Annotated in this window: 23 protein-coding genes; 11 read left to right on the top strand and 12 right to left on the bottom strand. The window is 52.5% G+C overall.

Features of this window, described 5'->3' with window-relative positions:
- Positions 1 to 72: 72 nt before the first annotated feature.
- From ftsP to AC07UY_RS01170, 5 genes are all read right to left on the bottom strand, one after another.
- Entirely contained in the window at positions 73 to 1,485 is a 1,413-nt protein-coding gene (ftsP, locus tag AC07UY_RS01190; protein ID WP_494700605.1) for a cell division protein FtsP, read from the bottom strand.
- Positions 1,486 to 1,556: 71 nt separating this feature from the next.
- On the bottom strand, positions 1,557 to 2,294 hold the full coding sequence (plsC, locus tag AC07UY_RS01185; RefSeq protein WP_494661430.1) for a 1-acylglycerol-3-phosphate O-acyltransferase: 738 nt from the start codon (positions 2,292 to 2,294) through the stop codon (positions 1,557 to 1,559).
- Positions 2,295 to 2,479: 185 nt separating this feature from the next.
- Positions 2,480 to 4,738, bottom strand: coding sequence for a DNA topoisomerase IV subunit A (parC, locus tag AC07UY_RS01180; RefSeq protein WP_203359971.1), 2,259 nt, complete (start codon positions 4,736 to 4,738; stop codon positions 2,480 to 2,482).
- Between the two features lie 145 nt (positions 4,739 to 4,883).
- Complete coding sequence (locus AC07UY_RS01175; RefSeq protein ID WP_494700604.1) at positions 4,884 to 6,491, bottom strand: ABC transporter substrate-binding protein; 1,608 nt, start codon at positions 6,489 to 6,491, stop codon at positions 4,884 to 4,886.
- Positions 6,492 to 6,609: 118 nt separating this feature from the next.
- Positions 6,610 to 7,002: a YgiW/YdeI family stress tolerance OB fold protein gene (locus AC07UY_RS01170; protein ID WP_162379494.1), complete on the bottom strand. Its 393-nt coding sequence runs from the start codon at positions 7,000 to 7,002 to the stop codon at positions 6,610 to 6,612.
- A 152-nt stretch (positions 7,003 to 7,154) separates the two neighbouring features.
- On the opposite strand from AC07UY_RS01170, the gene qseB reads away from it, so the two are divergent.
- From qseB to AC07UY_RS01130, 8 genes are all read left to right on the top strand, one after another.
- Entirely contained in the window at positions 7,155 to 7,814 is a 660-nt protein-coding gene (gene qseB / locus AC07UY_RS01165) for a quorum sensing response regulator transcription factor QseB (protein ID WP_494661428.1), read from the top strand.
- Positions 7,811 to 9,160 carry a quorum sensing histidine kinase QseC gene (gene qseC, locus AC07UY_RS01160; RefSeq protein WP_494661427.1) on the top strand — a complete coding sequence of 450 codons (1,350 nt, stop codon included), beginning with the start codon at positions 7,811 to 7,813 and terminating at the stop codon, positions 9,158 to 9,160. Before qseB ends, qseC begins: the two co-directional genes overlap by 4 nt.
- A 124-nt stretch (positions 9,161 to 9,284) precedes the next feature.
- On the top strand, positions 9,285 to 9,866 hold the full coding sequence (locus AC07UY_RS01155) for an NAD(P)H-dependent oxidoreductase (RefSeq protein ID WP_494661426.1): 582 nt from the start codon (positions 9,285 to 9,287) through the stop codon (positions 9,864 to 9,866).
- Positions 9,867 to 9,954: 88 nt separating this feature from the next.
- Positions 9,955 to 10,269 carry a putative quinol monooxygenase gene (locus AC07UY_RS01150; protein ID WP_494700603.1) on the top strand — a complete coding sequence of 105 codons (315 nt, stop codon included), beginning with the start codon at positions 9,955 to 9,957 and terminating at the stop codon, positions 10,267 to 10,269.
- Positions 10,270 to 10,840: 571 nt separating this feature from the next.
- On the top strand, positions 10,841 to 12,061 hold the full coding sequence (locus tag AC07UY_RS01145) for a ribokinase (protein WP_494661425.1): 1,221 nt from the start codon (positions 10,841 to 10,843) through the stop codon (positions 12,059 to 12,061).
- 26 nt (positions 12,062 to 12,087) lie between these two features.
- Positions 12,088 to 12,822 carry an outer membrane protein OmpK gene (locus AC07UY_RS01140; protein ID WP_494661424.1) on the top strand — a complete coding sequence of 245 codons (735 nt, stop codon included), beginning with the start codon at positions 12,088 to 12,090 and terminating at the stop codon, positions 12,820 to 12,822.
- Positions 12,823 to 12,840: 18 nt separating this feature from the next.
- Positions 12,841 to 13,806 (top strand): nucleoside hydrolase, encoded by a 966-nt coding sequence (locus AC07UY_RS01135; RefSeq protein WP_494661423.1) that lies wholly within the window; start codon positions 12,841 to 12,843, stop codon positions 13,804 to 13,806.
- The gene (locus AC07UY_RS01130; RefSeq protein WP_494661422.1) at positions 13,806 to 15,035 is read left to right on the top strand and encodes a NupC/NupG family nucleoside CNT transporter; all 1,230 of its coding nucleotides are present in this window, start codon (positions 13,806 to 13,808) and stop codon (positions 15,033 to 15,035) included. The genes AC07UY_RS01135 and AC07UY_RS01130 overlap by 1 nt, the downstream gene beginning before the upstream one ends.
- A 57-nt stretch (positions 15,036 to 15,092) precedes the next feature.
- Here AC07UY_RS01130 and parE read toward each other — a convergent pair whose 3' ends face one another.
- From parE to nudF, 5 genes are read right to left on the bottom strand one after another with little or no spacing between them, the layout of a single operon-like run.
- Positions 15,093 to 16,985, bottom strand: coding sequence for a DNA topoisomerase IV subunit B (gene parE / locus AC07UY_RS01125; protein ID WP_203359962.1), 1,893 nt, complete (start codon positions 16,983 to 16,985; stop codon positions 15,093 to 15,095).
- Between the two features lie 28 nt (positions 16,986 to 17,013).
- Positions 17,014 to 17,595 (bottom strand): esterase YqiA, encoded by a 582-nt coding sequence (gene yqiA / locus AC07UY_RS01120; protein WP_192613506.1) that lies wholly within the window; start codon positions 17,593 to 17,595, stop codon positions 17,014 to 17,016.
- Positions 17,595 to 18,422, bottom strand: coding sequence for a 3',5'-cyclic-AMP phosphodiesterase (gene cpdA / locus AC07UY_RS01115; protein ID WP_203359961.1), 828 nt, complete (start codon positions 18,420 to 18,422; stop codon positions 17,595 to 17,597). Before cpdA ends, yqiA begins: the two co-directional genes overlap by 1 nt.
- Positions 18,423 to 18,446: 24 nt before the next feature.
- Entirely contained in the window at positions 18,447 to 18,869 is a 423-nt protein-coding gene (locus AC07UY_RS01110) for a DUF1249 family protein (RefSeq protein WP_012135164.1), read from the bottom strand.
- Positions 18,866 to 19,498, bottom strand: a complete 633-nt coding sequence (nudF, locus tag AC07UY_RS01105; protein WP_494661421.1) for an ADP-ribose diphosphatase — start codon at positions 19,496 to 19,498, stop codon at positions 18,866 to 18,868. Before nudF ends, AC07UY_RS01110 begins: the two co-directional genes overlap by 4 nt.
- 205 nt (positions 19,499 to 19,703) lie before the next feature.
- Here nudF and tolC point away from each other — a divergent pair, with 205 nt between their 5' ends.
- On the top strand, positions 19,704 to 21,176 hold the full coding sequence (gene tolC, locus AC07UY_RS01100; RefSeq protein WP_494661420.1) for an outer membrane channel protein TolC: 1,473 nt from the start codon (positions 19,704 to 19,706) through the stop codon (positions 21,174 to 21,176).
- Between the two features lie 32 nt (positions 21,177 to 21,208).
- Here the strand turns inward: tolC and AC07UY_RS01095 are convergent, their stop codons facing one another.
- Positions 21,209 to 21,364: a hypothetical protein gene (locus tag AC07UY_RS01095; RefSeq protein ID WP_494661419.1), complete on the bottom strand. Its 156-nt coding sequence runs from the start codon at positions 21,362 to 21,364 to the stop codon at positions 21,209 to 21,211.
- Positions 21,365 to 21,392: 28 nt separating this feature from the next.
- Between AC07UY_RS01095 and AC07UY_RS01090 the strand changes: the two genes are divergently transcribed.
- Positions 21,393 to 22,064, top strand: coding sequence for a DUF1190 family protein (locus AC07UY_RS01090; RefSeq protein ID WP_494661418.1), 672 nt, complete (start codon positions 21,393 to 21,395; stop codon positions 22,062 to 22,064).
- Positions 22,065 to 22,069: 5 nt separating this feature from the next.
- Entirely contained in the window at positions 22,070 to 23,230 is a 1,161-nt protein-coding gene (locus AC07UY_RS01085; RefSeq protein WP_494661417.1) for a glutathionylspermidine synthase family protein, read from the top strand.
- A gap of 85 nt (positions 23,231 to 23,315) precedes the next feature.
- Here the strand turns inward: AC07UY_RS01085 and ygiD are convergent, their stop codons facing one another.
- A complete protein-coding gene (ygiD, locus tag AC07UY_RS01080; protein WP_494661416.1) occupies positions 23,316 to 24,104 on the bottom strand; it encodes a 4,5-DOPA-extradiol-dioxygenase in 789 nt (262 codons plus the stop codon).
- Positions 24,105 to 24,243 lie beyond the last annotated feature (139 nt).

Raw genomic sequence — 24,243 nt, 5'->3', positions numbered from 1 at the left:
CGGCGATTATAAGCCGGAACGAATGAGAAATCGAAAGGTATTCTTATCTCGCCCTCGCGGGCGAGAAGAGGATTACGGCGCCGGGTTCACCAGTAACTGCCCGATAGAGCCACGGTCCGCCATTTCCAGAGTCTGGCTGTTAAAGTAGAACGGGAAATGCGCCCAGGACGGTTGTCCATAATAGACCAACAGTTCCACCTGACCATCCACCCAAACGGTGTCTTTCCAGCCCCGGTCTTCCGGGAAAGGCATTGCACCGTTCACATTGCGAATCAGGAAGGTCACACCCTCAATGTGGAACGACTGTGGCAGATCGGCGCGTACAATCCAGCGCTCCCAGGAGCCCTGCTGAGCGGTGATATCAATGCGGTTTACATCCCACAACTGCCCATTAATACCCGGATCTTCGCCAAGGCTGATATCCCGACTGCGAATCGGCGCGCCGCTCATGATTTCCGTCGGCAACAGGCGCATCGGCAGATTGTCTGTCACCAGCGGCAGAAGCCCCGTTGGGCGCAACGTCAGCACCAGCGTCGACACCAGAATACTGGAAGGCTCAAAGAACCCGCGGATCCTGTCGACAATGCTTGCCGCTTCACCACAGGTGATCGACACCTCATCACCGTTGGTCATGTCTACCAGGATCTCACGACGCTCGCCCGGCGCCAGCGACAACTGTTTAACTGATACGGGCGCAGGTAAAAAGCCCTGGTCACCCGAAATCACATGCAGTGCGCGACCGTCGCTCATCTGCAAAAGATAGCGACGTGAGTTGGAAGCGTTCAGCAAACGCAGTCGCACCCAACCGCGAGACACTTCCACATACGGGCTTTGTACGCCGTTAACCAGCAAGGTGTCGCCGACAAAACCGCCGCTTCCCGGTTCGCTGTACTCTGGCGCGCCAAAATTATCCAGCCGTTTGTCCTGGATGATGACAGGGAAATCATCCACACCGTAGTGGTTAGGGATCGGCAGCGACTTGCTGACTTCATCTTCTACCAGCCACATCCCGGCCAGGCCGTTGTACACCTGCTGCGCGGTTCGGTTCGGCGTATTGGCGTGATACCACAAGGTGGCGGCGCTCTGGCGAATCGGTAACACCGGCGCCCAGTCAGCATTCGGCGACATCATGCGCGCCGGGCCGCCCATCAGTGGCCCTGGCACCTGAAGACCCGCGATGGTCATCGAGACATTTTCCGCCAGGCGGTTACTGTAGATAAGCTTAACGTCATCCCCTTTCCAGACGCGGATCGTCGGTCCCAAATAGCGGCCATTAACGCCCCAGACCGGTGCGCGAGTCCCTTGCGTAAAGGACCAGTGCGCACGCTGCAACGTCATAAATAATGGCTGTCCACGACGGGACTCTAACAGTGGCGGAACAGGTAACGGTTGCTGCTGTCCGGCAGCATGTGCTCGCAGCGGAACAGCACCAGCACACAGTGCGATCCCTGAGGCCTGAATGAACTGACGCCGACTGAGTGACATATAAGCTCCATGTAAAACTGGCTAAAATAATGCGCAGGAAATCGTATTCCGCAAATCTCTCACTAACCGACTTAAACCTTGCCGGCCGCTTCCCGTTCTGCGACTTCTTTGTCGAGTTCTGCGATTTTTTGTTCCATCAGTGTACGGCAATGTGCCGCGAGTTCCCGAACCTGATCTTTACCAAAGGCGCTGATATCAATCGGCGGCAACATCTCAACAATCACCAGACCGTTATTCAGTCGGTTAAGGTTAATCTTATTTGAGGTATTGGATACGCACACGGGAATAACGGGTACGCCTGCGGCAATCGCGGCATGAAACGCCCCCGTCTTAAACGGTAGCAGACCACGCCCACGGCTGCGCGTGCCTTCCGGGAACATCCAGACGGAAATATGGCGTTTCTTAATATGGCGTACCACCTGCGCAATAGTACTGTGCGCTTTGGCCCGGTTATCTCTGTCGATCAATAAGTTGCCGGTCAACCAATATAACAGCCCGAAAAACGGTATCCACAACAGGCTTTTTTTACCCACGGTAACGGTAGGCGGTTGAACAATATTCGCAGCCGTCACCATGTCGTAATTATTCTGATGGTTAGCGATATAAATAGCATTGCCGTGGTTTTCAACACCGGCAGGCAAACGACATTCCACCTTCAAGCCATACAAAGGGGCCAGGCGACCAAACATACGACCAAAGGTCGAGACGTGCTTAGGATTTCGTGGACTGAAGAGACAGTAGATACACCCAAAAATACAGACCAGAATGCAGTAAATAACAGTAATAAAGAGACGAAAAATATATAGCATAACAACCTCTGAAGCCCCAAGAGCCTACCTATTGTACGTCACCTGCTATCAGGTTAGAGCTTTGTTAAGAGCGGCTCTCTGGAAAAGCGTATTGTTAATCGCAACGCACGAATAAACAACGGTTTCACGGGAATTTTTAACGTTTATTCTCCCTCCATGAAAGGAGGGAGAATAAGACGAGACAATTACTCTTCGCTATCGCCACTGCTTGCGCGACGAGGAGAGTCGATCTCGATACGATCGATACGTTGCAGACCACGCATCAGCGTGCCGCGGCGGCCACGTTCGCCAGTCACTTTTTGCAGCTCTTCAGGACGCAGTTTAATTTTGCGTTTGCCGACGTGAATCGTCAGCGTGCTTTGTGGCGGCAGAACGTAAAGCTGCGCCAGGCCATCTTCGCCTTTCGCGGCTTCTGCAGAAGGAATATTGATGATCTTATTCCCTTTGCCTTTCGACAATTGCGGCAGATCGCTGACCGGGAACATCAACATGCGGCCCGCTTGTGTTATTGCCAGCAGCATATCGGTGTCATCTTCAATCACCACCGGCGGCATCACATGCGCATTTTCCGGTAACGTAATCAGTGCTTTGCCCGCACGATTGCGCGCGACCAGATCGTTGAAGGTACACACAAAGCCATAACCCGCATCAGACGCCATCAACAGTTTCTGCTCATCGCCTTCCATCAGCATATGATCCACCGTCGCCCCTGGCGGCAGCGTAAGCTTACCGGTCAGCGGTTCGCCCTGACCACGTGCCGACGGCAGCGTAATCGGGTCGATGGCATAACTGCGCCCGGTCGTGTCAATGAACACCACGGGCTGGTTACTCTTGCCTTTCACGGCGGCTTTAAAGCTGTCACCCGATTTATAGTTCAGCCCTTGCGCGTCAATATCGTGACCTTTGGCGCTACGCACCCAGCCCATTTGGGAAAGCACGATGGTCACTGGCTCAGACGGCAGCATGTCGTGCTCGCTCATCGCCTTAGCTTCTTCGCGTTCCTGCAACGGAGAACGACGATCGTCGCCATAGGCATCAGAGTCAGCCTGCAGCTCTTTCTTCAGCAGGTTATTCATTTTGCGCTCGGAAGCCAGAATGCTCTGCAACTGATCACGCTCTTTCGCCAGCTCATCCTGCTCACCGCGGATTTTCATCTCTTCCAGTTTGGCAAGATGACGCAGTTTCAGTTCGAGGATGGCTTCAGCCTGCGTTTCAGTGATGCCAAAGCGCGACATCAACGCAGGTTTTGGTTCATCTTCGTGACGGATGATCTCAATGACTTCGTCGATATTGAGAAACGCCACCAGCAAACCTTCAAGGATGTGCAGGCGCTTGAGGACTTTCTCCAGACGATAGTTCAGGCGGCGGCGCACGGTGTCACGACGGAACGCCAGCCATTCGGTCAGGATCTCCAGCAGATTTTTCACTGCCGGACGACCATCCAGACCGATCATATTCAGGTTGATGCGATAGCTTTTTTCCAGATCCGTGGTGGCGAACAAGTGGTTCATCACCTGATCCATGTCCACGCGATTGGATCGCGGTACGACCACCAGACGTGTCGGGTTTTCGTGATCCGACTCGTCACGCAGATCGTCCACCATCGGCAGCTTTTTATTGCGCATCTGGGCCGCGATTTGCTCAAGGACACGCGCGCCGGAAACCTGGTGCGGCAGCGCGGTAATTACCACTGCGCCGTCTTCTTTATTCCATACCGCACGCATGCGCACGGAACCGCGCCCGTTCTCGTAAATCTTACGGATCTCAGCACGGGAGGTAATGATCTCGGCTTCTGTCGGGTAGTCCGGCCCCTGCACGATATCCAGCAGTTGATCCAGCGTCGTTTTCGGCTGTTCAATCAGGGTGATGGCCGCTTTCGCCACTTCGCGCAGGTTATGTGGAGGAATGTCTGTTGCCATCCCGACCGCAATACCGGTAGTCCCGTTGAGCAGAATGTTCGGCAGACGCGCAGGCAGCATTTTCGGCTCCTGCATCGTACCGTCAAAGTTCGGCACCCAGTCTGACGTCCCCTGCCCCAGTTCGCCCAGCAGAATCTCCGCGTACTTCGACAGGCGAGATTCGGTATAACGCATCGCTGCGAAGGATTTCGGGTCGTCCGGCGCCCCCCAGTTCCCCTGGCCGTCAACTAACGGATAACGGTAAGAGAATGGCTGCGCCATCAGCACCATGGCTTCGTAGCAGGCGCTGTCACCATGAGGATGATACTTACCCAGTACGTCACCGACGGTACGGGCGGATTTTTTAAATTTGGCGCTGGCATTCAGCCCCAGTTCCGACATCGCATACACAATACGACGCTGAACCGGCTTCAGCCCGTCACCAATAAACGGTAACGCCCTGTCCATGATGACGTACATGGAGTAGTTCAGATAGGCGTTTTCCGTGAATTCATGCAGCGCAAGGCGCTCTGCCATATCGCTCATTAATCGTGGTTCCTCAACTGTTAGCCTGAACAATACCCGCTATCTGCCAGGCAATATTGCCGCAGATATTACCCTATCTGGCGCGTTGAGTCACAAAGTCTGCCAGCTTTCCCCCGTCCCATTGGCAAGGACGGGGGCAACGCCACTAGTGTGCAGTGATGTACAACTCTTTGCTGTAGATATAATCCTGCGGATTGTGAACTGGAAAGCCGCCCACATACGGTTTAAGCAATTTAATCAGCGGTTGATAATAGAGCGGGATCAGCGGCGCTTGCTGATAAATGATCAGCTCCGCCTGCTGATAAAGTGCGTTTCTCTGCTTTGCATCGGTTGTCTGAGCCGCCTGCGCCAGCAAGGCATCATAGTGCGCATTTTGCCAGTGCCCGACATTCTCGGTATTCTCCGACTGCAATGTATTCAGGAACGTTGAGGCTTCATTGTAAGTGGCGTCCCACGACTGGCGAGAGAGCATAAAATCCCCATCCCGACGCGCATCCAGATACGTTTTCCACTCCATTGTCCGCAATTTCACGTCCGCGCCCAGCCACTTTCGCCACTCAGAAGAGAGTGCGATCGCCGTTTTTTCGTGAAGATCGTACTTATTGTAAAACAGCTCAAACGCTAACGGATGTTGGGCGTCATAGCCCGCTTGCTTCAGCAACGCTTTTGCCATTTCGACCCGCTGACTCATCGGCAGCTGCAATTCATCCAGCGCGGGCGCGGCAAAACCAGAGACCTGTGGCGGGGTTAGCGTTGTCGCTGGTGTCCGCAGCCCCAGAACCTTCTGCGCAATAAGCTGCCGGTCTACCGTGAGATATAATGCTCGTCGCACGCGCACGTCATTGAAGGGGGCTTTGCGGGTATTGAAGTTATAATACTCACTGTTCAGACGGGGAATGACCCGCAACTCGCCAGGCAGGTTCTTTTCAATTGTCGGAATCTGCTGCGCGGGCACCCAGGTCAGATCGACCTCGTCTGCACGATAGCGATTGTATCCCGTCACCGCATTATCCAGCGCCAGATACTCCACCTGCTGCAATACCGTCTTCTGCGCGTCGCGGTAACGTGGATTTTTACGCGCCACGATCTTCTCGTTAACCACCCATTTATCCAGCACAAACGCGCCGTTGAAGACCATATGCTCAGGCTTACTCCAGGCATCACCATATTGTGCAATCACATGATGCGGAACAGGAAACATCGTTGGCCATGCCAGCATAGCGGTAAACCACGGGACGGGTTGCTCAAGGGAAACCTCCAGCGTCTGGTCGTCCACGGCCTTGACCCCAAGTGAGGCCACCGGCGATTTTCCTTCAACGATAGCCTGCGCATTGCGAATGTGCGCTGCGCCGAGATACCCCGCAAAGGGGCTGAGCGTGTGCGGATCCACCGCGCGTTGCCAGCCGACGACAAAATCCTGAGCCGTCAGTGGCGTTCCATCTGACCATTGCAGCCCTTTTCGCAGATGAAAAACATACCGTTTGCCGCCGTCCAACACCTCCCAGCGCTCTGCTTGCGCGGGTTGCACATTGCCTTCGCCATCCATCCAGACCAGACCTTCAAATAGATCAAGAACGACCTGTGCGGCGGTATTTTCCTCCACCTTTTGTGGGTCCAGAGTGCCTGGGTCGCTGTGGTTGTTATAGCGGAAAATTTGTTGCGGTGAGAGCACGGTTCCTTCAGGAACTGTCGCGGCAAAAAGAGAGGGAGTGCATATCAGGCTGACCAGCCATAATAGAGGACGCATTTTCATGATATCTCTGTCAGAAAAAGTAGAGCGTATCACTTTACGCCTGAATGTCGTCAGAAGGCTGATTTACATCATCTTTCAGACATAAAGAAAAGGGCCGCCAGCGCAGCCCTGATGAGGATTATTTGGCAACTTTGGTGACCTGTTTTACATCGATCTCCACAGAGTTCCAGTCTTTATCGACCTCTCCCTGGATTTCCACAACATCCTGCGGCGTCACGGTCACCCCGTTCCAGCGTTTGTGGTCGATATCCACATTCACGGTGCCGGTGGCATCTTTAAACAGATACAAATCGTCGGAAATACGCTCAACGATATTCCCGCGCAGCGTTACCCAGGTATCATCACGCAGCGATTTCGCGCTTTCGACCGTCGTGCTGCTCCCATTCGGGCCAACAAACCCACCGCTTTGACTTTGCGTCGCCGTCGGACCAGAAAATCCGCCCTGTTGAGCCGCCAGGACCGGTGCAGAACTCAATGCCATCACGGCAATCATTGCAGCCAATTTCTTCATAATACTTTCTCCCTTTCATGTTGTTTCACGTCCATTAAATACGTTAATCCTTAACAACTTCTTAAGCCAAAAAAAGAGATATTTTTTCTGTACATCGCCCACGACGACAGGGTTTACTGACCACAGACTGAATCACTGCAGGGACGAATATCATGCGAATTTTACTGGTAGAAGATGACGCGTTGATTGGCGATGGCGTCAAAGCGGGTCTGGGTAAAATGGGATTCAACGTCGACTGGTTTACCGAAGGACGCCTGGGTAAAGAAGCGCTCTACAGCGCCCCGTATGATGCGGTGATCCTCGACCTGACGCTGCCGGGAATGGACGGGCGGGAGATTCTGCGCGAGTGGCGTGAAAACGGTAAACGCGAACCGGTCTTGATTTTGACGGCGCGTGATGCGCTGGCGGAACGTGTTGAAGGTTTGCGTCTCGGCGCAGACGACTATCTCTGCAAACCCTTTGCGCTCATCGAAGTCGCCGCCCGACTGGAGGCGCTGGTGCGCCGCGCCAACGGCCAGGCCAGCAGCGAACTGCGTCACGGGCAGGTGGTGCTCAATCCCGGTAGCCTGGTGGCGACGCTGGCGGGCGAACCTTTACCGCTCAAACCGAAAGAATTTGCGCTGCTGGAACTGCTCATGCGCAACAGCGGGCGAGTTCTGCCACGCAAACTCATCGAAGAAAAACTGTATAGCTGGGACGATGACGTCTCCAGCAATGCCGTAGAAGTGCATGTCCATCATCTGCGCCGCAAACTTGGCAGCGACTTTATCCGTACCGTACATGGAATTGGCTACACCCTGGGTGACGCATGAAATTAACGCAACGTCTCAGCCTGCGGGTCAGGCTAACCCTGATCTTTCTGATCCTGGCATCCCTCACCTGGGCGGTTTCCAGCTTTGTCGCGTGGAAGAAAACAACCGACAACGTTGATGAGCTGTTTGACACGCAACTGATGCTGTTTGCCAAACGTCTGAGCGCGCTGGATATCAACGACATCAACGCGTCGGCCCGAATGGCGCGTACGCCGAAAAAATTCAAACACGGCCACGTCGATGACGATGTTCTGGCTTTTGCGGTGTACACCCGCGACGGCAGAATGGTGCTGCACGATGGTGATAACGGACGGGACATTCCCTATAGCTACCGTCGGGATGGTTTTGATGATGGCCGGTTGAAAGGGGATAACGACAAATGGCGGTTTATCTGGTTAACCTCCGCCGACGGTAAATACCGTATTGTGGCGGGGCAAGAGTGGGAATACCGCGAAGATATGGCGTTGGCGATCGTCACGGCGCAACTCACCCCCTGGCTTATCGCCCTCCCACTGATGCTGCTGATCCTGATTGTGTTACTCAGTTGGGAACTCAAGCCGTTGAAAAAACTGGCGCAAACTCTGCGTTTGCGCGCCCCGGAATCAGAGGAGCCGCTTGATCCTAAAGGCGTCCCCAGTGAAGTTCGCCCGCTGGTTGAAGCACTCAATCAGTTATTTATCCGCACGCACTCAATGATGGTGCGTGAACGACGCTTCACCTCAGACGCGGCACATGAACTGCGCAGCCCGTTAACGGCGCTGAAAGTCCAGGCTGAAGTGGCGCAACTCTCTGACGACGATCCGAAGGCCCGGGAAAAAGCGCTTGTGCAACTGCATGCAGGTATTGACCGCGCCACGCGACTGGTTGATCAACTCTTAACCCTTTCACGACTCGACTCGCTCGACAATCTACAGGATGTGGCAGAACTCTCTCTGGAGGAGGTTCTGCAATCCGCGGTGATGGAGATTTATCATCTGGCGCAGCAGGCACACATCGATGTGCGTCTGAACATTAATGCACACAATGTCATGCGAACCGCACAGCCTCTGCTGCTGAGTCTGCTGGTACGAAATCTGCTGGATAACGCCATTCGCTACAGCCCGCAGGGTAGCATCGTGAACGTGACCTTACAGGCGCGCTGTTTTACCGTTACCGATAATGGCCCCGGCGTGGCGCCCGACATTCTGCCCCACATCGGCGAACGTTTTTATCGCCCACCGGGACAGAGCGTGACAGGCAGCGGGCTGGGCCTGTCGATCGTTCGCCGGATCGCCGCATTACATGGCATGGAGGTGACGTTTAGTCATGCCGCCCAGGGAGGGTTTGAAGCCAGGGTGACGTGGTGACGTGGTGACGTGGTGAACCAGGATTATTGCTAAATTAGCAAAAGACTTTGCACATTTTGCTAATTTTACCGGGACGTTCATCAGCGTAAAATCGCCTTCAAACGCATTCCTGTGAGGACAAATAATGAGCAACATTCTGATTATCAACGGCGCAAAAAAATTCGCCCATTCCAATGGTCAGTTGAATGACACCCTGACCGAGGTCGCGGATGGCCTCCTGCGCGACCTCGGGCATGATGTTAAAGTCGTCCGTGCCGAAAGTGATTACGACATCAACATCGAAATTCAGAACTTCGTCTGGGCCGATACAATAATCTGGCAGATGCCAGGCTGGTGGATGGGCGCGCCGTGGACGGTTAAAAAATACATTGATGACGTCTTCACTGAAGGTCATGGCATCCTGTACGCCAGCGATGGACGCACCCGTTCAGACGCCTCGAAGAAGTACGGTTCAGGCGGTCTGATTCAGGGCAAAAAATATATGCTTTCACTGACCTGGAACGCTCCGATGGAAGCCTTCACCGAGAAAGATCAATTCTTTGAAGGCGTGGGCGTGGATGGCGCATACCTGCCGTTCCATAAAGCTAACCAGTTCCTGGGGATGGATCCGCTGCCGACCTTTATCGTCAACGACGTGATTAAAATGCCGGACGTCCCACGTTATATCGCAGAATATCGCAAGCATCTGAGCGAGATTTTTGGTTAACTGGTCATTCAAAATTAGACCCCAGTAATTCAAGCTGTAGCCAACGCAGCTGCAGCTTGAAGTATGCCGGGTATAGAAGGAGTTAACCATGCTTACAGTCATTGCTGAAATCCGTACGCGTCCAGGTCAACACCACCGCCAGGCGGTACTGGAACAGTTCGCTAAAATCGTCCCCACCGTATTGAAAGAAGAGGGTTGCCACGGCTATGCGCCGATGGTCGATCACGCCGCGGGTGTGAGCTTCCAGACCACAGCCCCTGATTCAATCGTGATGATCGAACTGTGGGAAAGCGTGGCGCATCTTGAAGCGCATCTGCAGACCCCACACATGAAAGCCTGGAGCGAAGCCGTTAAAGGCGAAGTGCTGGAAACGAATATTCGTATTCTGGAATCAGGTCTTTAAGTGTGTCTTAATGCCGGATGACGGCGTAAAGCCGAATCCGGCCAACTCCTGATGGTATGCGCAATGAGTGCAGTACCATCAGGCAACATGAACTATCGCTTAAAGCAGCCACACTGAAGTCCCCTCCCAACTGACATACCAAATCTGTCATCAAATATATCCTGAAAAACTTTCCGGCAGGATAGTTCGCATAACCCAGCAGAATAAACATCCATATTTAATTCACGAATAAAATATTTCTATAGCATAAATACCGCTACCGATGATTCAATCGGACATTATGTCCAGTTGTACGTTTTTTATGTGATTTAAGCCGCATTCAATTCTTAACTTTTATCTGTATCATTTAAATACGAATTAACGAGCAGGTGTAATTACAGACATTGTCTCTGAGATCCTGGAAAAAAATCTCGCGTGCCAAAATGCTTTAGAAGTTATATATAATCAGCCACAGCCAGGCATGTAATTACTTATTCAGATAATGGAATTTACTATGGATATTAAAAATAAAAATCCACAAATTATTTATTATTAAGCGTTGCATCTACTGTTTCTAACGAGGATTTAAACAATGGCCCATCGCTATAGGCAACTGCGTCAAGACTTTATCCTTTCGGAAATCAAAAAAAATAAAAGTGTAAAAGTTACGACGCTAGCAAAAACATTATGCGTAGCCGAAAGAACAATTCGTCGTGACATTCAGGATTTGAAACACACAGGGTTGATACAACCTCAATATGGCGGCGCTGTGCTTTGCAGTATTAACGATGCGTTTCCGTATGAAGAAAACAAACTTTATTTACATACCAATATGGATATTAACATGTTTAGTTTTAAGCAAGCCAGTACCCAAAAAAATGGACGTGTATTTATTTTGGGATCATTCAATACCGATTTAGTCTATCGCTTACAACATTTCCCGGATTCTGGAGAAACCATACGTGCACTAAGTTCTTGCTGCCTTCCTGGTGGAAAAGGGAGCAACCAGGCCGTCGCAGCTTGCATGGCCGGAGCACATACACATTTCGCTGCAAAAGTGGGTGAAGATGAATTTGCGGCAAAAGCACAACAATTCCTGGACAACGTAGGGCTTGAATCACTCACGCTGTTTAGCCATCCCTCCATTCCAACCGGCAGCGCTGTCGTCATGATTTCTGAAGATGCGGGAGATAATGCAATTGTGATTAATCCCGGCGCAAACCAGACGCTCAGCACCGACGAGGTAATGACTTGTTATGACGCTATCGGTAAATCTGATGTTTTTCTCACCCAGATGGAAAACAACCCTGATGCTACCGCAATGGCGCTCAAATTTGCTCATACATGCGGTATCACTACGATCCTGAACCCAGCGCCATGGCGTGAAAGTGCGCGGAACCTGTTGTCATGGGCAACCATTGTCACGCCAAATTTGACAGAGGCTGAATCAATTGTTGGTTCGCCTGTTCGTACAGAAGATGACATTCGCCGCGCCGCAGAAGCAATTCATCACACGGGACCGCAACTTGTCATCATCACATTAGGGAATAGAGGTTGCTGGCTCTTTGACGGCCTACAACATCGCTCATTTCCAGCCTTTCCGGCGGTGAATATCGATACCGCAGGTGCTGGTGATGCTTTTAATGGCGCTCTGGCAGCACAGTTATCCAGCGGAGTAAACATCACCAGCGCACTGATTTATGCCGGCGCTTTTGCCTCTCTGGCCGTTGAACGTCAGGGGGCATCCAATATGCCGGAACATAACGTGGTTATCAAACGCCTTAATTCACTCACAAACTCTCATTCCGCCTAACCATCCCGGTATAAGGAATATAAAGAATGAAAAAAATAATTTCAGTGCTCATTATTGCATTAATTTCTCTACCCGCCATAGCAGAACAAAAATATGGCTGGGGAAATATTCATTTTGATTATCAGTCATGGGATGCTGGCGTTAAAGATTTAGAATATGAACAAGCATTGATCGGCATTGAAGGTGGCATAGGTTTTGATTGGGGGGAAATGTATGGCTTTTACGATTTTGAAAACATATTAGAGGAAGAAGGGAACCAGGGGCAAACTGCCAATGGCGAGATTCATACCTATTTATGGGACACAGGAGCCAGCATTTTCACCAAGGTCTATAACTCGCAAAGTCCCGACTTTAAAGAAACGAATCAATTTATAGGTCTTGGTTATACAAATTTGAAAGGTGATGGATGGTGGTTTAAACCGTGGATCGCCAGGCAATATATTACTGCACATAATAACTTTGGCCCTGCTTATGATATTAACGGTCTCAACGGTTTTACCATCGGCTGGAATGCCGGGTATGCTTTCCAGCTATTTAACCAGGATTTTTTATTCTCTAACTGGAATGAAATTGAGCTGGATCGTAATGACGACTACTCTGCAAATAACTACGGCAGCGAAGGTCTCAATGGCGGACTTAATCTGACGTGGAAAATTACCAATCATATCTCCACCACGTTTATGTACCGCTATTTCTATAACAAACTCGGCGCCGACGGATACGGAGATATTCTGATCTATCGCCTGGCTTATGATTTCTAACCCATGGAATGAATTGCTATGTTAACCGCACAATGGCCAGCGTTAACGCTGGAAAAAAGAATATCGCTGATGTCAATTCCGGAGGGTGGACGCGTCCCGGTCGTCATCGATAGCGATACTTATAATGAAATCGACGATCAGATTGCTATCGCCTGGGCTTACCTTCACCCGGAACGCATCGATCTAGAGGCCGTTTACGCCGCCCCGTTTACTAACCATTTTTTTGGCGAGGGCAATTCACACACTGACGTCAACGATCCCGCCATCGGTATGACGCTTAGCTTTGAAGAGATCCACCGGGTCTTTGAAAAGCTCCCAGCGTGTCAGGCTCTGCCTGAGATTTTCAAAGGCGCAACGCGCTATCTGACCGGCAGCGATATGCCGGAATGTTCACCCGCAGTCGCAGATTTGATTTCCCGTGCCCGTTCGGCAAAGCAGACGCTTCAGGTTCTGAGCATCGGCGCGCCGACCAATATTGCCAATGCGCTGCTGCTCGCCCCCGATATTATTGAAAAAATTCATCTGATTTGGCTCGGCGGCAATAGTCACGACTGGAAGGATAATCAGGAATTCAATTTGATGCAGGATATCGCCGCCAGCCGCGTGCTGTTTGACAGCGGTGTGGCGCTGACGCAAGTCCCCTGCTTCGGCGTGGCGAACTGCATGGCGACCTCCGTTCCGGAAATGCAGTTTTATTTTGCCAACACTAGCCGGATTGGCCGCTATTTTGCGGAGATAGCCCCGCGCTGCCCGTGGATTGGCTTCGCGTCCCGTAAGGTTATCTGGGACATCACCACCGTCGGGTTCGTGCTGAACCCAGGCTGGTACACCTGCCAGTACCAGCCCGCACCGCTGATTAATGACAATCTGAACTGGAGCTTCGACAACCGCCGTCATCTGATTCGGGTGGTGAAGTTCATTGAGCGGGACAATCTGTTTAAAGATCTGTTTCGCAAGATTATCGACGCGGATAAGGAGCGATGATGCAAATTCTGATTCTGTGTCTTGGTATCGTGGTGCTGCTGGCAATCGCACTGCTCTTTTCCACCAACCGACGAGCGATTAATCTGCGAACCGTGGGCGGTGCGTTCGCCATTCAGGCCGGGCTGGCTGCGTTTATTTTGTATGTCCCGGCCGGGGAAAAAATCCTGCTGGCGATTTCTAACAGCCTGTCCGGCGTGCTCACCTACTCTTCCGAGGGGATCAATTTTCTGTTTGGCGATCTGGGCCGCTTTAAAATGGGCTTTCTGTTCGCCTTCCATGTCCTGCCGATCATTATCTTTATGTCAGCGCTGTTCTCGGTGCTCTACTACCTGGGCATTATGCAGTGGGTGATCCGCCTCATCGGCACCGGTATCCATAAGCTGCTGAAAACCAGCCCGGCGGAGTCGATGGCGGCAACAGCCAATATTTTTGCCGGTAATACAGATGTGTTTGTGCTGATGCGACCGTATGCGCCGAAAATGACCCGCTCTGAGCTGTTCGCCCTGATGTGCGGCGGCGTGGCGTCGATTGCCGGATCGGTGCTGGTCGGTTACGCCAGTATGGGAATTGAAATTCGCTACCTGGTGGCCGCGTCGTTTATGTCCGCCCCTGGCGGGCTGCTGATGGCGAAGATCCTCTACCCGGAGACCGAAGCAGAGAATATTGCCGACGTTTCCGGCGCAATGGCTACCGGAGAAGAAAAACCGATTAACATCGTCGAAGCGGCCACCAATGGGGCCAGCCAGGGACTGAAGCTGGCGGTCAATGTAGGGGCGATGCTGCTGGCGTTGATTGCGCTGATCGCCATGGTTAACGGGCTGCTTGGCTGGGCGTTCGGCCTGTTTGGCATGGAGAACGTCACCCTGCAGCTGATCTTCAGCTACCTGTTCGCTCCTGTCGCCTGGCTACTGGGCGTGCCTTCGTCTGAGATCCTGCAGGTGGGTAATCTGCTTGGGCAGAAGCTGGTGCTCAATGAGTTTGTCGCGTACACCAGCTTTATCCCGCTGAAAGCCAGCCTGTCCGACTATTCACAAATTATTGTCATTATGGCGCTGGCGGGGTTCGCTAATCTCTCTGCCCCTGCGGCGCTAATCGGCGTGCTGGGCGGAATTGTACCTGCACAAAAAAGCTTTATCGCCAAAATGGGGGTTAAGGTGATCCTCGCCGGTACGCTGTCGAATCTGATGAGCGCCGCGTTGACCGGGCTGTTTTTCCTGATTGCTCAGTAAAAAAACGGGGGGAATCGTCTTCCCCCCGCTTTCAGTAACCATACGCCTTCGCGAAAATTATCCTTCGAGATCTGCCAGGTCGCCTTTCTCTTGCAGCCAGTTGCGGCGGTCTTCAGAACGCTTCTTAGCCAGCAGCATATCCATCATCGCGTTAGTACGCTGATCGTCTTCGTCATCAATGATGAGCTGCACCAGACGACGGGTGTTCGGATCCAGCGTGGTTTCGCGCAACTGCATCGGGTTCATTTCACCCAGACCTTTAAAGCGCTGCACGTTCGGCTTGCCTTTCTTGCGCTTCAGTTGCTCCAGAACACCGGCTTTTTCTTCTTCCGTCAGTGCGTAATAGACCTCTTTGCCAAGATCGATACGGTATAACGGCGGCAGCGCAACGTAGACGTGTCCATGCTTCACCAGCGTACGGAAGTGTTTCACAAACAGCGCACACAGCAAGGTGGCAATGTGCAAACCATCGGAGTCCGCATCCGCGAGGATACAGATCTTGCCGTAACGCAGTTGGCTTAAATCGTCGCTATCAGGATCTATGCCGATCGCCACGGAAATATCATGAACCTCCTGCGAAGCAAGAACTTCATCGGAGGAGACTTCCCAGGTGTTTAGGATCTTACCTTTCAGCGGCATGATCGCCTGATACTCACGATCGCGCGCCTGTTTTGCAGAACCGCCTGCCGAATCCCCTTCCACAAGAAACAATTCGGTACGGTTGAGATCCTGCGCGGTACAGTCCGCCAGTTTCCCCGGCAGCGCCGGACCACTGGTCAGTTTTTTACGCACCACTTTCTTCGCGGCGCGCAAACGACGCTGAGCGCTGGAAATCGCCATTTCCGCCAGCAGTTCCGCTGCCTGCACGTTCTGGTTCAGCCACAGGCTAAAGGCATCTTTCACCACGCCAGAAACAAAGGCCGCGCACTGACGCGAAGAGAGACGCTCTTTGGTCTGACCGGCAAATTGCGGGTCCTGCATCTTCACGGAGAGCACGTACGCGCAGCGATCCCAGATATCCTCCGCAGACAGCTTCACGCCGCGCGGTAAAATATTGCGGTATTCACAGAATTCGCGCATGGCATCCAGCAGCCCCTGGCGTAAGCCGTTGACGTGGGTACCGCCCTGCATGGTCGGTATCAGGTTAACGTAGCTTTCGGTCAGCAACTCGCCGCCTTCCGGCAGCCATAGCAGCGCCCAGTCGATGGCTTCCGTTTCACCTTCAAAATTGCCGATAAACGGTTTTTCAGGAAGCGTGGGCAGGCCATTTACGGCTTCGGCCAGATAGTCGTTCAGACCATCCTGATAGCACCAGCGTTGTTCGGTATTGTTAACGTCATCTTTAAAGGTGATTTCAACACCCGGACACAGAACCGCTTTAGCTTTCAACACATGCGTTAAACGAGACACGGAAAAACGCGGGCTGTCGAAAAAACTTTCATCAGGCCAGAAGTGGACGCTGGTCCCGGTGTTGCGTTTACCGCAGGTGCCGGAAACGTGCAAATCCTCGACCTTTTCACCGTGCTCAAAGGCGATACTGTGGATCTGGCCGTCGCGGCGAACGGCAACTTCAACACGCTTTGACAGGGCGTTTACCACGGAAATTCCCACGCCGTGCAAGCCGCCGGAGAACTGGTAGTTTTTATTAGAAAATTTACCGCCTGCGTGCAACCGACAAAGGATCAGCTCAATGGCCGGAACGCCCTCTTCCGGATGGATGTCGACGGGCATGCCGCGACCGTCATCGATAACTTCCAGTGACTGATCGGCATGAAGGATTACCTCGACACGTTTCGCGTGCCCGGCAAGCGCTTCATCCACACTGTTATCAATAACTTCCTGACCCATATGGTTAGGGCGTGTGGTATCTGTGTACATCCCCGGGCGGCGGCGTACCGGCTCAAGCCCAGTGAGTACCTCAATGGCATCAGCGTTATAAGTTTGCGTCATGGTTTAAATTAGCAATTCGAGTTGATCGTCAAAAACTGTGCAGTCCAAGGAAATCGACAATCGGGTTGAAATAATCTTCGAAGCCTGTGAATGCGTGGTTTCCGCCCTCAATCACTGTCTGACGGCAGGAGGCGTAATTCGCCACCGCCTGGCGGTAGTCCAACACTTCATCCCCCGTTTGTTGCAGCAGCCAAATCAAATCCGGTGCTTCGAGCGGGTCAATCTGCATGACTTTAAGATCGTAAATATGGCGTGACTCTAGCACATATTGCTGCCCCGTGTAGGGGTTCTCGTTCTGACCCAGGTAGTCGACCAGCAGTTCAAAGGGTTTTACTGCGGGGTTCACCACCACGGCTGGCAACATGAAACATTGCGATAACCAGGTGGCGTAATATCCGCCAAGCGAGGAACCGACGATGCCCAGCGATTCTCCGCCATGTTCAAGCACAATCGATTCCAGAAGCTCTGCCGCATCGGCAGGATACGGCGGTAATTGCGGCACCACCATCTCAACATGAGGATGGTGCTCCGCCAGCCAGCCTTTGAGCAGGCAAGCCTTGGCCGAGCGGGGAGAACTATTAAATCCGTGGAGATAAAGAAGCGTAGACATCAGTAGCCTTCTGAAGCGGTATCAGGTCGGAACTGTGTCCCCTGCAGACGACAGACTTCCGTTTTCAGCGTACCGTCGGCAAACAACTCCAGCGTACGCCAGCCCGGACCAATCGTGTCCAGCGTGAAATTCGCGCAATGCGGCTTAAACTGAACGCATGTCGACGGGGTCGCCATCAGACGACGTCCATTCCAGTCCAGATCTTGCTCCTGATGAATATGCCCGCACAACAAATACTTAACGCGAGGATAGTTCACCAGTATGTTGTCCAGTTCCGCGGCGTTGCGCAGACTGTGCTGGTCAAGCCAGCTACATCCCGCAGGCAGCGGGTGGTGATGCAGAAGCAACAGCGTATTTCGCTCCGGCGCATCGGCAAGTTTACGCTCCAGCCATTCAAGCTGGAACTCACTTAACTCGCCGTGGGGAACGCCAAAAACCTGACTGTCCAGCAACAAAATTTGCCACTGTTCGCCAATCCAGACACGTTTGGCCGGGGAGATCCCCGCATCCTGTAACGCGCTGTACATCGCGGGTTGAAAATCGTGGTTGCCAGGCAACCAAACGCAAGGCGCACGAAAGCTTGCGATGCCTTCAGCAAAATGCTGATAGGCCGCAGAACTTTGATCCTGAGCCAAATCGCCCGTTGCCACGATCAGATCGAACGCGATCTGCTGCGCATGGATCGCATCCAGTACGGCCTGGTAGCTTTCCCAGGTATTCACGCCCAGTAGTGTTTCGTGCTTTGCGGCAAACAGGTGAGTGTCTGTAATTTGTAAAATCCTGACTCTGGCCTCACCAGCCAAAGGAAGGGTTAACAGGCTTTCCAAATGGTGTCCTTAGGTTTCACGACGCTAGTAAACCGGAATCGCCATCGCTCCATGTGCTAAACAGTACCTTAACCAATCAGCTAAAAACTGATTAATTTGATGCTTTTCGTCGCGTTGATGCAACTTTTTATTTGGATAATCATACCGCGCTTTGAAGCGAAAGATCTGCTGACTTGAACACACTTCAGCCACCATCGCATCATGATACAGGCGCACCGTCAGCGACGGCAGGCTCCAGTAGGTGATGGCAGGCGCGGTCTGCTCAATCGCCACCAGGGTAGTGTATCGGGTCGATTCCACAATCGTTAACCGATATTGTGCGTTTGCCACCTGATAGCTCACTGTTTCGCCGGGTGCGTCATTACGCGGCAACAGGCGGCGCAATTGCGAAAAGTTGGTTTCGCACAGGCGCATCATCTCAGGAAAGTCAGGTGTATAACGCTTCATTTTTTCCACTCGTTTTTTAACTCTTGATAGTGCAGTTGCAGCCATTGCAAAGCGATGACAGACGCCGCGTTGTCGATTTTCCCCTCTTCCACCCACTGGTATGCCTGCTCCCGACTTACCACATGAACACGAATATCTTCGTTTTCATCCGCCAGACCGTGAATCCCGCTTGCGGTCGTGGCGTCCACTTCACCCACTAAAATTGACAGGCGCTCACTGGTGCCGCCAGGGCTTGCCAGATAACTCATCACCGTCTTCGTCTGTTTGACGTCAAGACCAGCCTCTTCCATCGCCTCGCGGCGAGCGACATCTTCTGCGGTTTCGCCCTCTTCGATCATCCCGGCGACCATCTCCAGCAACCACGGGCTCTCACTGGTGTCATACGCCGCGATACGGATCTGTTCCACCAGCACAACTTCGTCACGCTCAGGGTCAAAGGGTAGCAAGACTGCGGCGTGCCCGCGCTCAAAAATTTCACGCTGAACCTCACCACTCATTTCTCCATTGAATAAACGATGGCGAAAGCGATAAAGGTCCAATGAAAAAAAACCGCGATAAAGCGTTTCTCGTGCAATAATTTCTACATCGTTTTTGGAGAAAGTCATCGGCGAGCTGTCTTGTTTATTCATTGTTCTGTCCTGGTTACCAATAGTGATTAGAATGTGAATTTCAAGGCCGTTTGAATACTGTTTCACCTGGCTTGTGATAAATTGGTGCAAATTAACGCCGTATGGCACATAACGCCAACTTTTCGCAGTGGCGGATTCTGCTAGAATCATCAATTATTTTACAATTTGATCAGCGCTAAATACTGCTTCACAACAAGGAATGCAAATGAAGAAATTGCTCCCCATCCTTATCGGCCTGAGCCTGTCGGGGTTCAGCACTTTGAGCCAGGCAGAGAACCTGATGCAAGTTTATCAGCAAGCACGCCTGAGCAACCCGGAATTGCGTAAATCCGCCGCCGATCGCGATGCTGCATTCGAAAAAATTAACGAAGCGCGTAGTCCTTTACTGCCGCAACTGGGTTTAGGTGCCGATTACACCTATAGCAACGGCTACCGTGACGCCAACGGCGTCGACTCCAACGCAACCAGCGCCTCTTTGCAATTGACTCAGACCCTGTTCGATATGTCGAAATGGCGCGCGCTGACATTGCAGGAAAAATCTGCCGGTATTCAGGACGTCACCTTTCAGACAGACCAGCAAACGCTGATCCTGAACACCGCAACAGCCTACTTCAATGTGCTGAGCGCCATTGACGCGCTCTCCTTTACCGAAGCGCAGAAACAGGCGATTTATCGTCAGTTGGATCAAACCACTCAACGTTTTAACGTGGGTCTGGTTGCGATCACTGACGTTCAGAACGCCCGTTCACAATACGATACCGTGTTAGCGGACGAAGTGACCGCACGTAACAACCTCGATAATGCAGTTGAAACGTTGCGCCAGGTCACCGGCAATTACTACCCAGAACTGGCATCCCTGAATGTTGATGGTTTTAAAACCAACAAACCGCAGGCCGTGAATGCACTGCTGAAAGAAGCAGAAAACCGTAACCTGGCGCTGTTGCAAGCCCGCCTGACCCAGGATCTGGCGCGTGAGCAAATCCGTCTGGCGCAGGACGGTCACTTGCCAACGCTGGATTTAAACGCATCAACGGGGATCTCCGATACCTCGTATAGCGGGTCGAAAACCAACACGTCACAGTATGACGACAGCAACCTGGGCCAAAACAAAATTGGTCTGAGCTTCTCTTTGCCGTTGTATCAGGGCGGACAGGTCAATTCTCAGGTGAAACAAGCGCAGTACAACTTTGTTGGTGCGAGTGAGCAACTGGAAAGCGCACACCGCAGCGTCGTGCAGACCGTGCGTTCCTCCTTCAACAACATCAATGCCTCTATCAGCAGCATTAACGCGTATAAACAAGCCGTTATCTCTGCACAAAGTTCATTGGATGCCATGGAAGCCGGTTATTCCGTCGGTACGCGTACCATCGTGGATGTGTTGGATGCCACCACCACGCTGTACAACGCGAAGCAACAACTTTCCAGCGCTCGCTATAACTACCTGATTAACCAGCTGAACATCAAAGCTGCGCTCGGTACGCTGAACGAACAGGACCTGGTTGCTCTGAACAACACGCTGGGCAAACCGATTTCCACTACGCCAGATATCGTGGCGCCGGAAAACGCACAGCAGGACGCCAGCGCTGACGGCTATACTGCCGACAACGCTGCCCCGGAAACGCAGCCTGCGTCAGTACAACCGACCAGCAGCAACGGCAACAACCCATTCCGTAACTGATAAAATTGCCGATGGCGCTCTGCTTACCGGGCCTACAAACGCGTAGGTTCGGGAAGCGCAGCGCCAGCTGGCGCTAAATTGCTGGTCGAACGTAAGGCAACGTAAAGATCCCGCGATTTCCCCGCATTCTCGCCTCTTCTCGCTTCATTTTCGACCAGCCATCCTCTATCCTGAGCATTATTTGCCATATTCACTACTGGGTCCTGGAAGACGAAAATGAAACGGACAAAATCCATACATCACGCCTCGTTCCGCAAAAGCTGGAGCGCTCGCCATTTAACGCCGGTCGCACTGGCGGTCACCGCAGTCTTTATGCTGGCAGGCTGTGAACAAACCGATGAAACGGTTTCGCTTTATCAAAATGCGGACGACTGTTCTGCAGCTAACCCAGGTAAAAGCGCGGAATGTACAACGGCATTCAACAATGCCGTGAAAGAAGCAGAACGTACCGCGCCAAAATATGCCACGCGTGAAGATTGCATCGCCGAATTTGGCGAAGGCCAGTGTCAGAAAACGCCTGCCCAGGCAGGAGTGGCACCAGAGAATCAGGCACAGGCGCAACAATCCAGCGGCAGCTTCTGGATGCCGTTGATGGCAGGTTACATGATGGGCCGCATGATGGGCGGCGGCGCAGGCTTTGCGCAGCAACCGCTGTTTAGCTCGAAAAACCCGGCCAGCCCTGCTTACGGTAAATATACCGATGCTGGCGGCAAGAACTACGGTGCCGCGCAGCCAGGCCGCACCATGACCGTACCGAAGACGGCGATGGCGCCTAAACCGGCAACCACATCAACCGTGACGCGCGGTGGTTTTGGTGAATCTGTTGCGAAACAAAGCACGATGCAGCGTAGCGCCAGCGGCACCACAACGCGTTCGATGGGTGGCTGATACTCATGGAAAGAGTCAGTATTACTGAGCGCCCGGACTGGCGCGACAAAGCCACAGAATACGGTTTTAATTTTCACACCATGTACGGCGAGCCCTACTGGTGTGAAGATGCGTATTACAAGCTGACGCTCGCCCAAGTTGAGAAACTGGAAGAGGTCACCGCTGAGCTGCACCAGATGTGCCTCAAGGTGGTTGAGAAGGTCATCGCCAGCGATGAGCTCATGACGAAGTTTCGTATTCCGAAGCATACCTGGGGATTTGTTCGCCAGTCATGGCAGACGAGTCAGCCTTCGCTCTATTCCCGCCTTGATCTGGCGTGGGACGGCATCGGTGAACCCAAACTGCTGGAGAATAACGCTGATACCCCGACCTCGCTGTATGAAGCGGCATTTTTCCAGTGGATCTGGCTGGAAGATCAACTCAATGCAGGCAACTTACCGGAAGGTAGCGATCAGTTTAACAGCCTGCAAGAGAAGCTGATCGAGCGCTTTGCAGAACTTCGTGAGCAGTACGGTTTTCAACTGCTACATCTAACCTGCTGCCGCGATACGGTTGAAGATCGCGGTACGATTCAATACCTGCAGGATTGTGCAGCTGAAGCCGAAATCGCCACTGAATTCCTCCACATCGAAGATATCGGTCTCGGTGAAAAAGGTCAGTTCACGGACTTACAGGATCAGGTTATTGCCAACCTGTTCAAGCTCTATCCGTGGGAGTTTATGCTGCGCGAGATGTTCTCCACCAAACTGGAAGATGCTGGCGTTCGCTGGCTGGAACCGGCATGGAAGAGCATCATCTCCAACAAAGCTCTGTTACCGTTGCTGTGGGAAATGTTCCCGAACCATCCGAACCTGCTGCCAGCCTATTTCGCCGAAGATGACCATCCGCAGATGGAAAAATTCGTCGTGAAGCCTATCTTCTCTCGTGAAGGTGCCAACGTCTCGATCATTGAGAACGGTAAAACGATCGAAGCGGCGGAAGGCCCGTACGGTGAAGAAGGTATGATCGTGCAACAGTTTTATCAGTTGCCAAAATTTGGCGACAGCTACATGTTGATCGGCAGTTGGTTGATTAACGATCAACCAGCCGGGATCGGCATTCGCGAAGACAGAGCGCTGATCACTCAGGATCTTTCCCGTTTCTACCCGCATATTTTCGTTGAGTAATTCGTTGTGCCGGGGGGCGACTTCGCCTTACCCGGCCTGCGGCGCAAACGCCAGGCCCGATAAGCATAGCGCCATCGGGTATTAATCACCCCACCTGTACCGACAACATACTCAGGCTGCCCATCTCGATACCGTCCACCGGTATTGATACTGGCTCTTTGCCATCCCACGCACCTAACACATACAATAGTGGCAGGTAGTGGTCCGGCGTTGGATTCGACAACGAACCCCCTTCATGCTCGAGATAGTTAACCAGCGGATGCTGCTCAACGGGTCCCTGCCACGTCAGATTCGCCTTCACATAATCATTGAATGATGTCGCCCACGGATACGGCGTATTCTCACCGTGCCAGCGCGCCGTGCGCAGGTTATGCACCACGTTACCGCTGGCGACCAGCATAATGCCTTCATCGCGCAGGACCGCCAGTTTACGCCCCATTTCGAGGTGCCAGGCGGCGGGTTTTGTGCTGTCGATGCTTAACTGCACCATCGGGATATCCGCGTCGGGATACATCTTGATCAGCACTCCCCAGGAGCCATGGTCAAAGCCCCAGGCCTCTTTATCGAGCGTAACAGGAACAGGAGACAGCAACTCCACCAGACGTTGCGCCAACTCTGGCGAACCGGGCGCCGGATAGTGGGTATCGTAAAGCGCCTGTGGAAAACCGCCAAAATCATGAATGGTTTTCGGGGCTTCCATTGCCGTCACGCCGGTCCCGCGGGTGAACCAGTGAGCCGATACCACCACAATCGCTTTCGGACGCGGTAATACCTCCCCCAGGTGCCGCCAGGCGCGGGTATAGACGTTATCTTCCAGAACATTCATTGGACTGCCGTGACCCAAAAACAATGCTGGCATACGCGTTGAAGACATGATGATATCCTTACTCAGGGAGGTCATTTTGATATCCTCACAATACGCTTTTTCGGTAGTTGAAGAACTCAGATAACCATGATGAAGATCATCAGTTATTTTGAAGGTCAGGTCCGGACAGCAGAATCATAAGGAGTTG

This window comes from Citrobacter sp. GW821-FHT02E08, from assembly GCF_059421685.1.
Note: the sequence above shows the minus strand (reverse complement) of the source record. Positions and strands in the feature narration are given on the sequence as shown.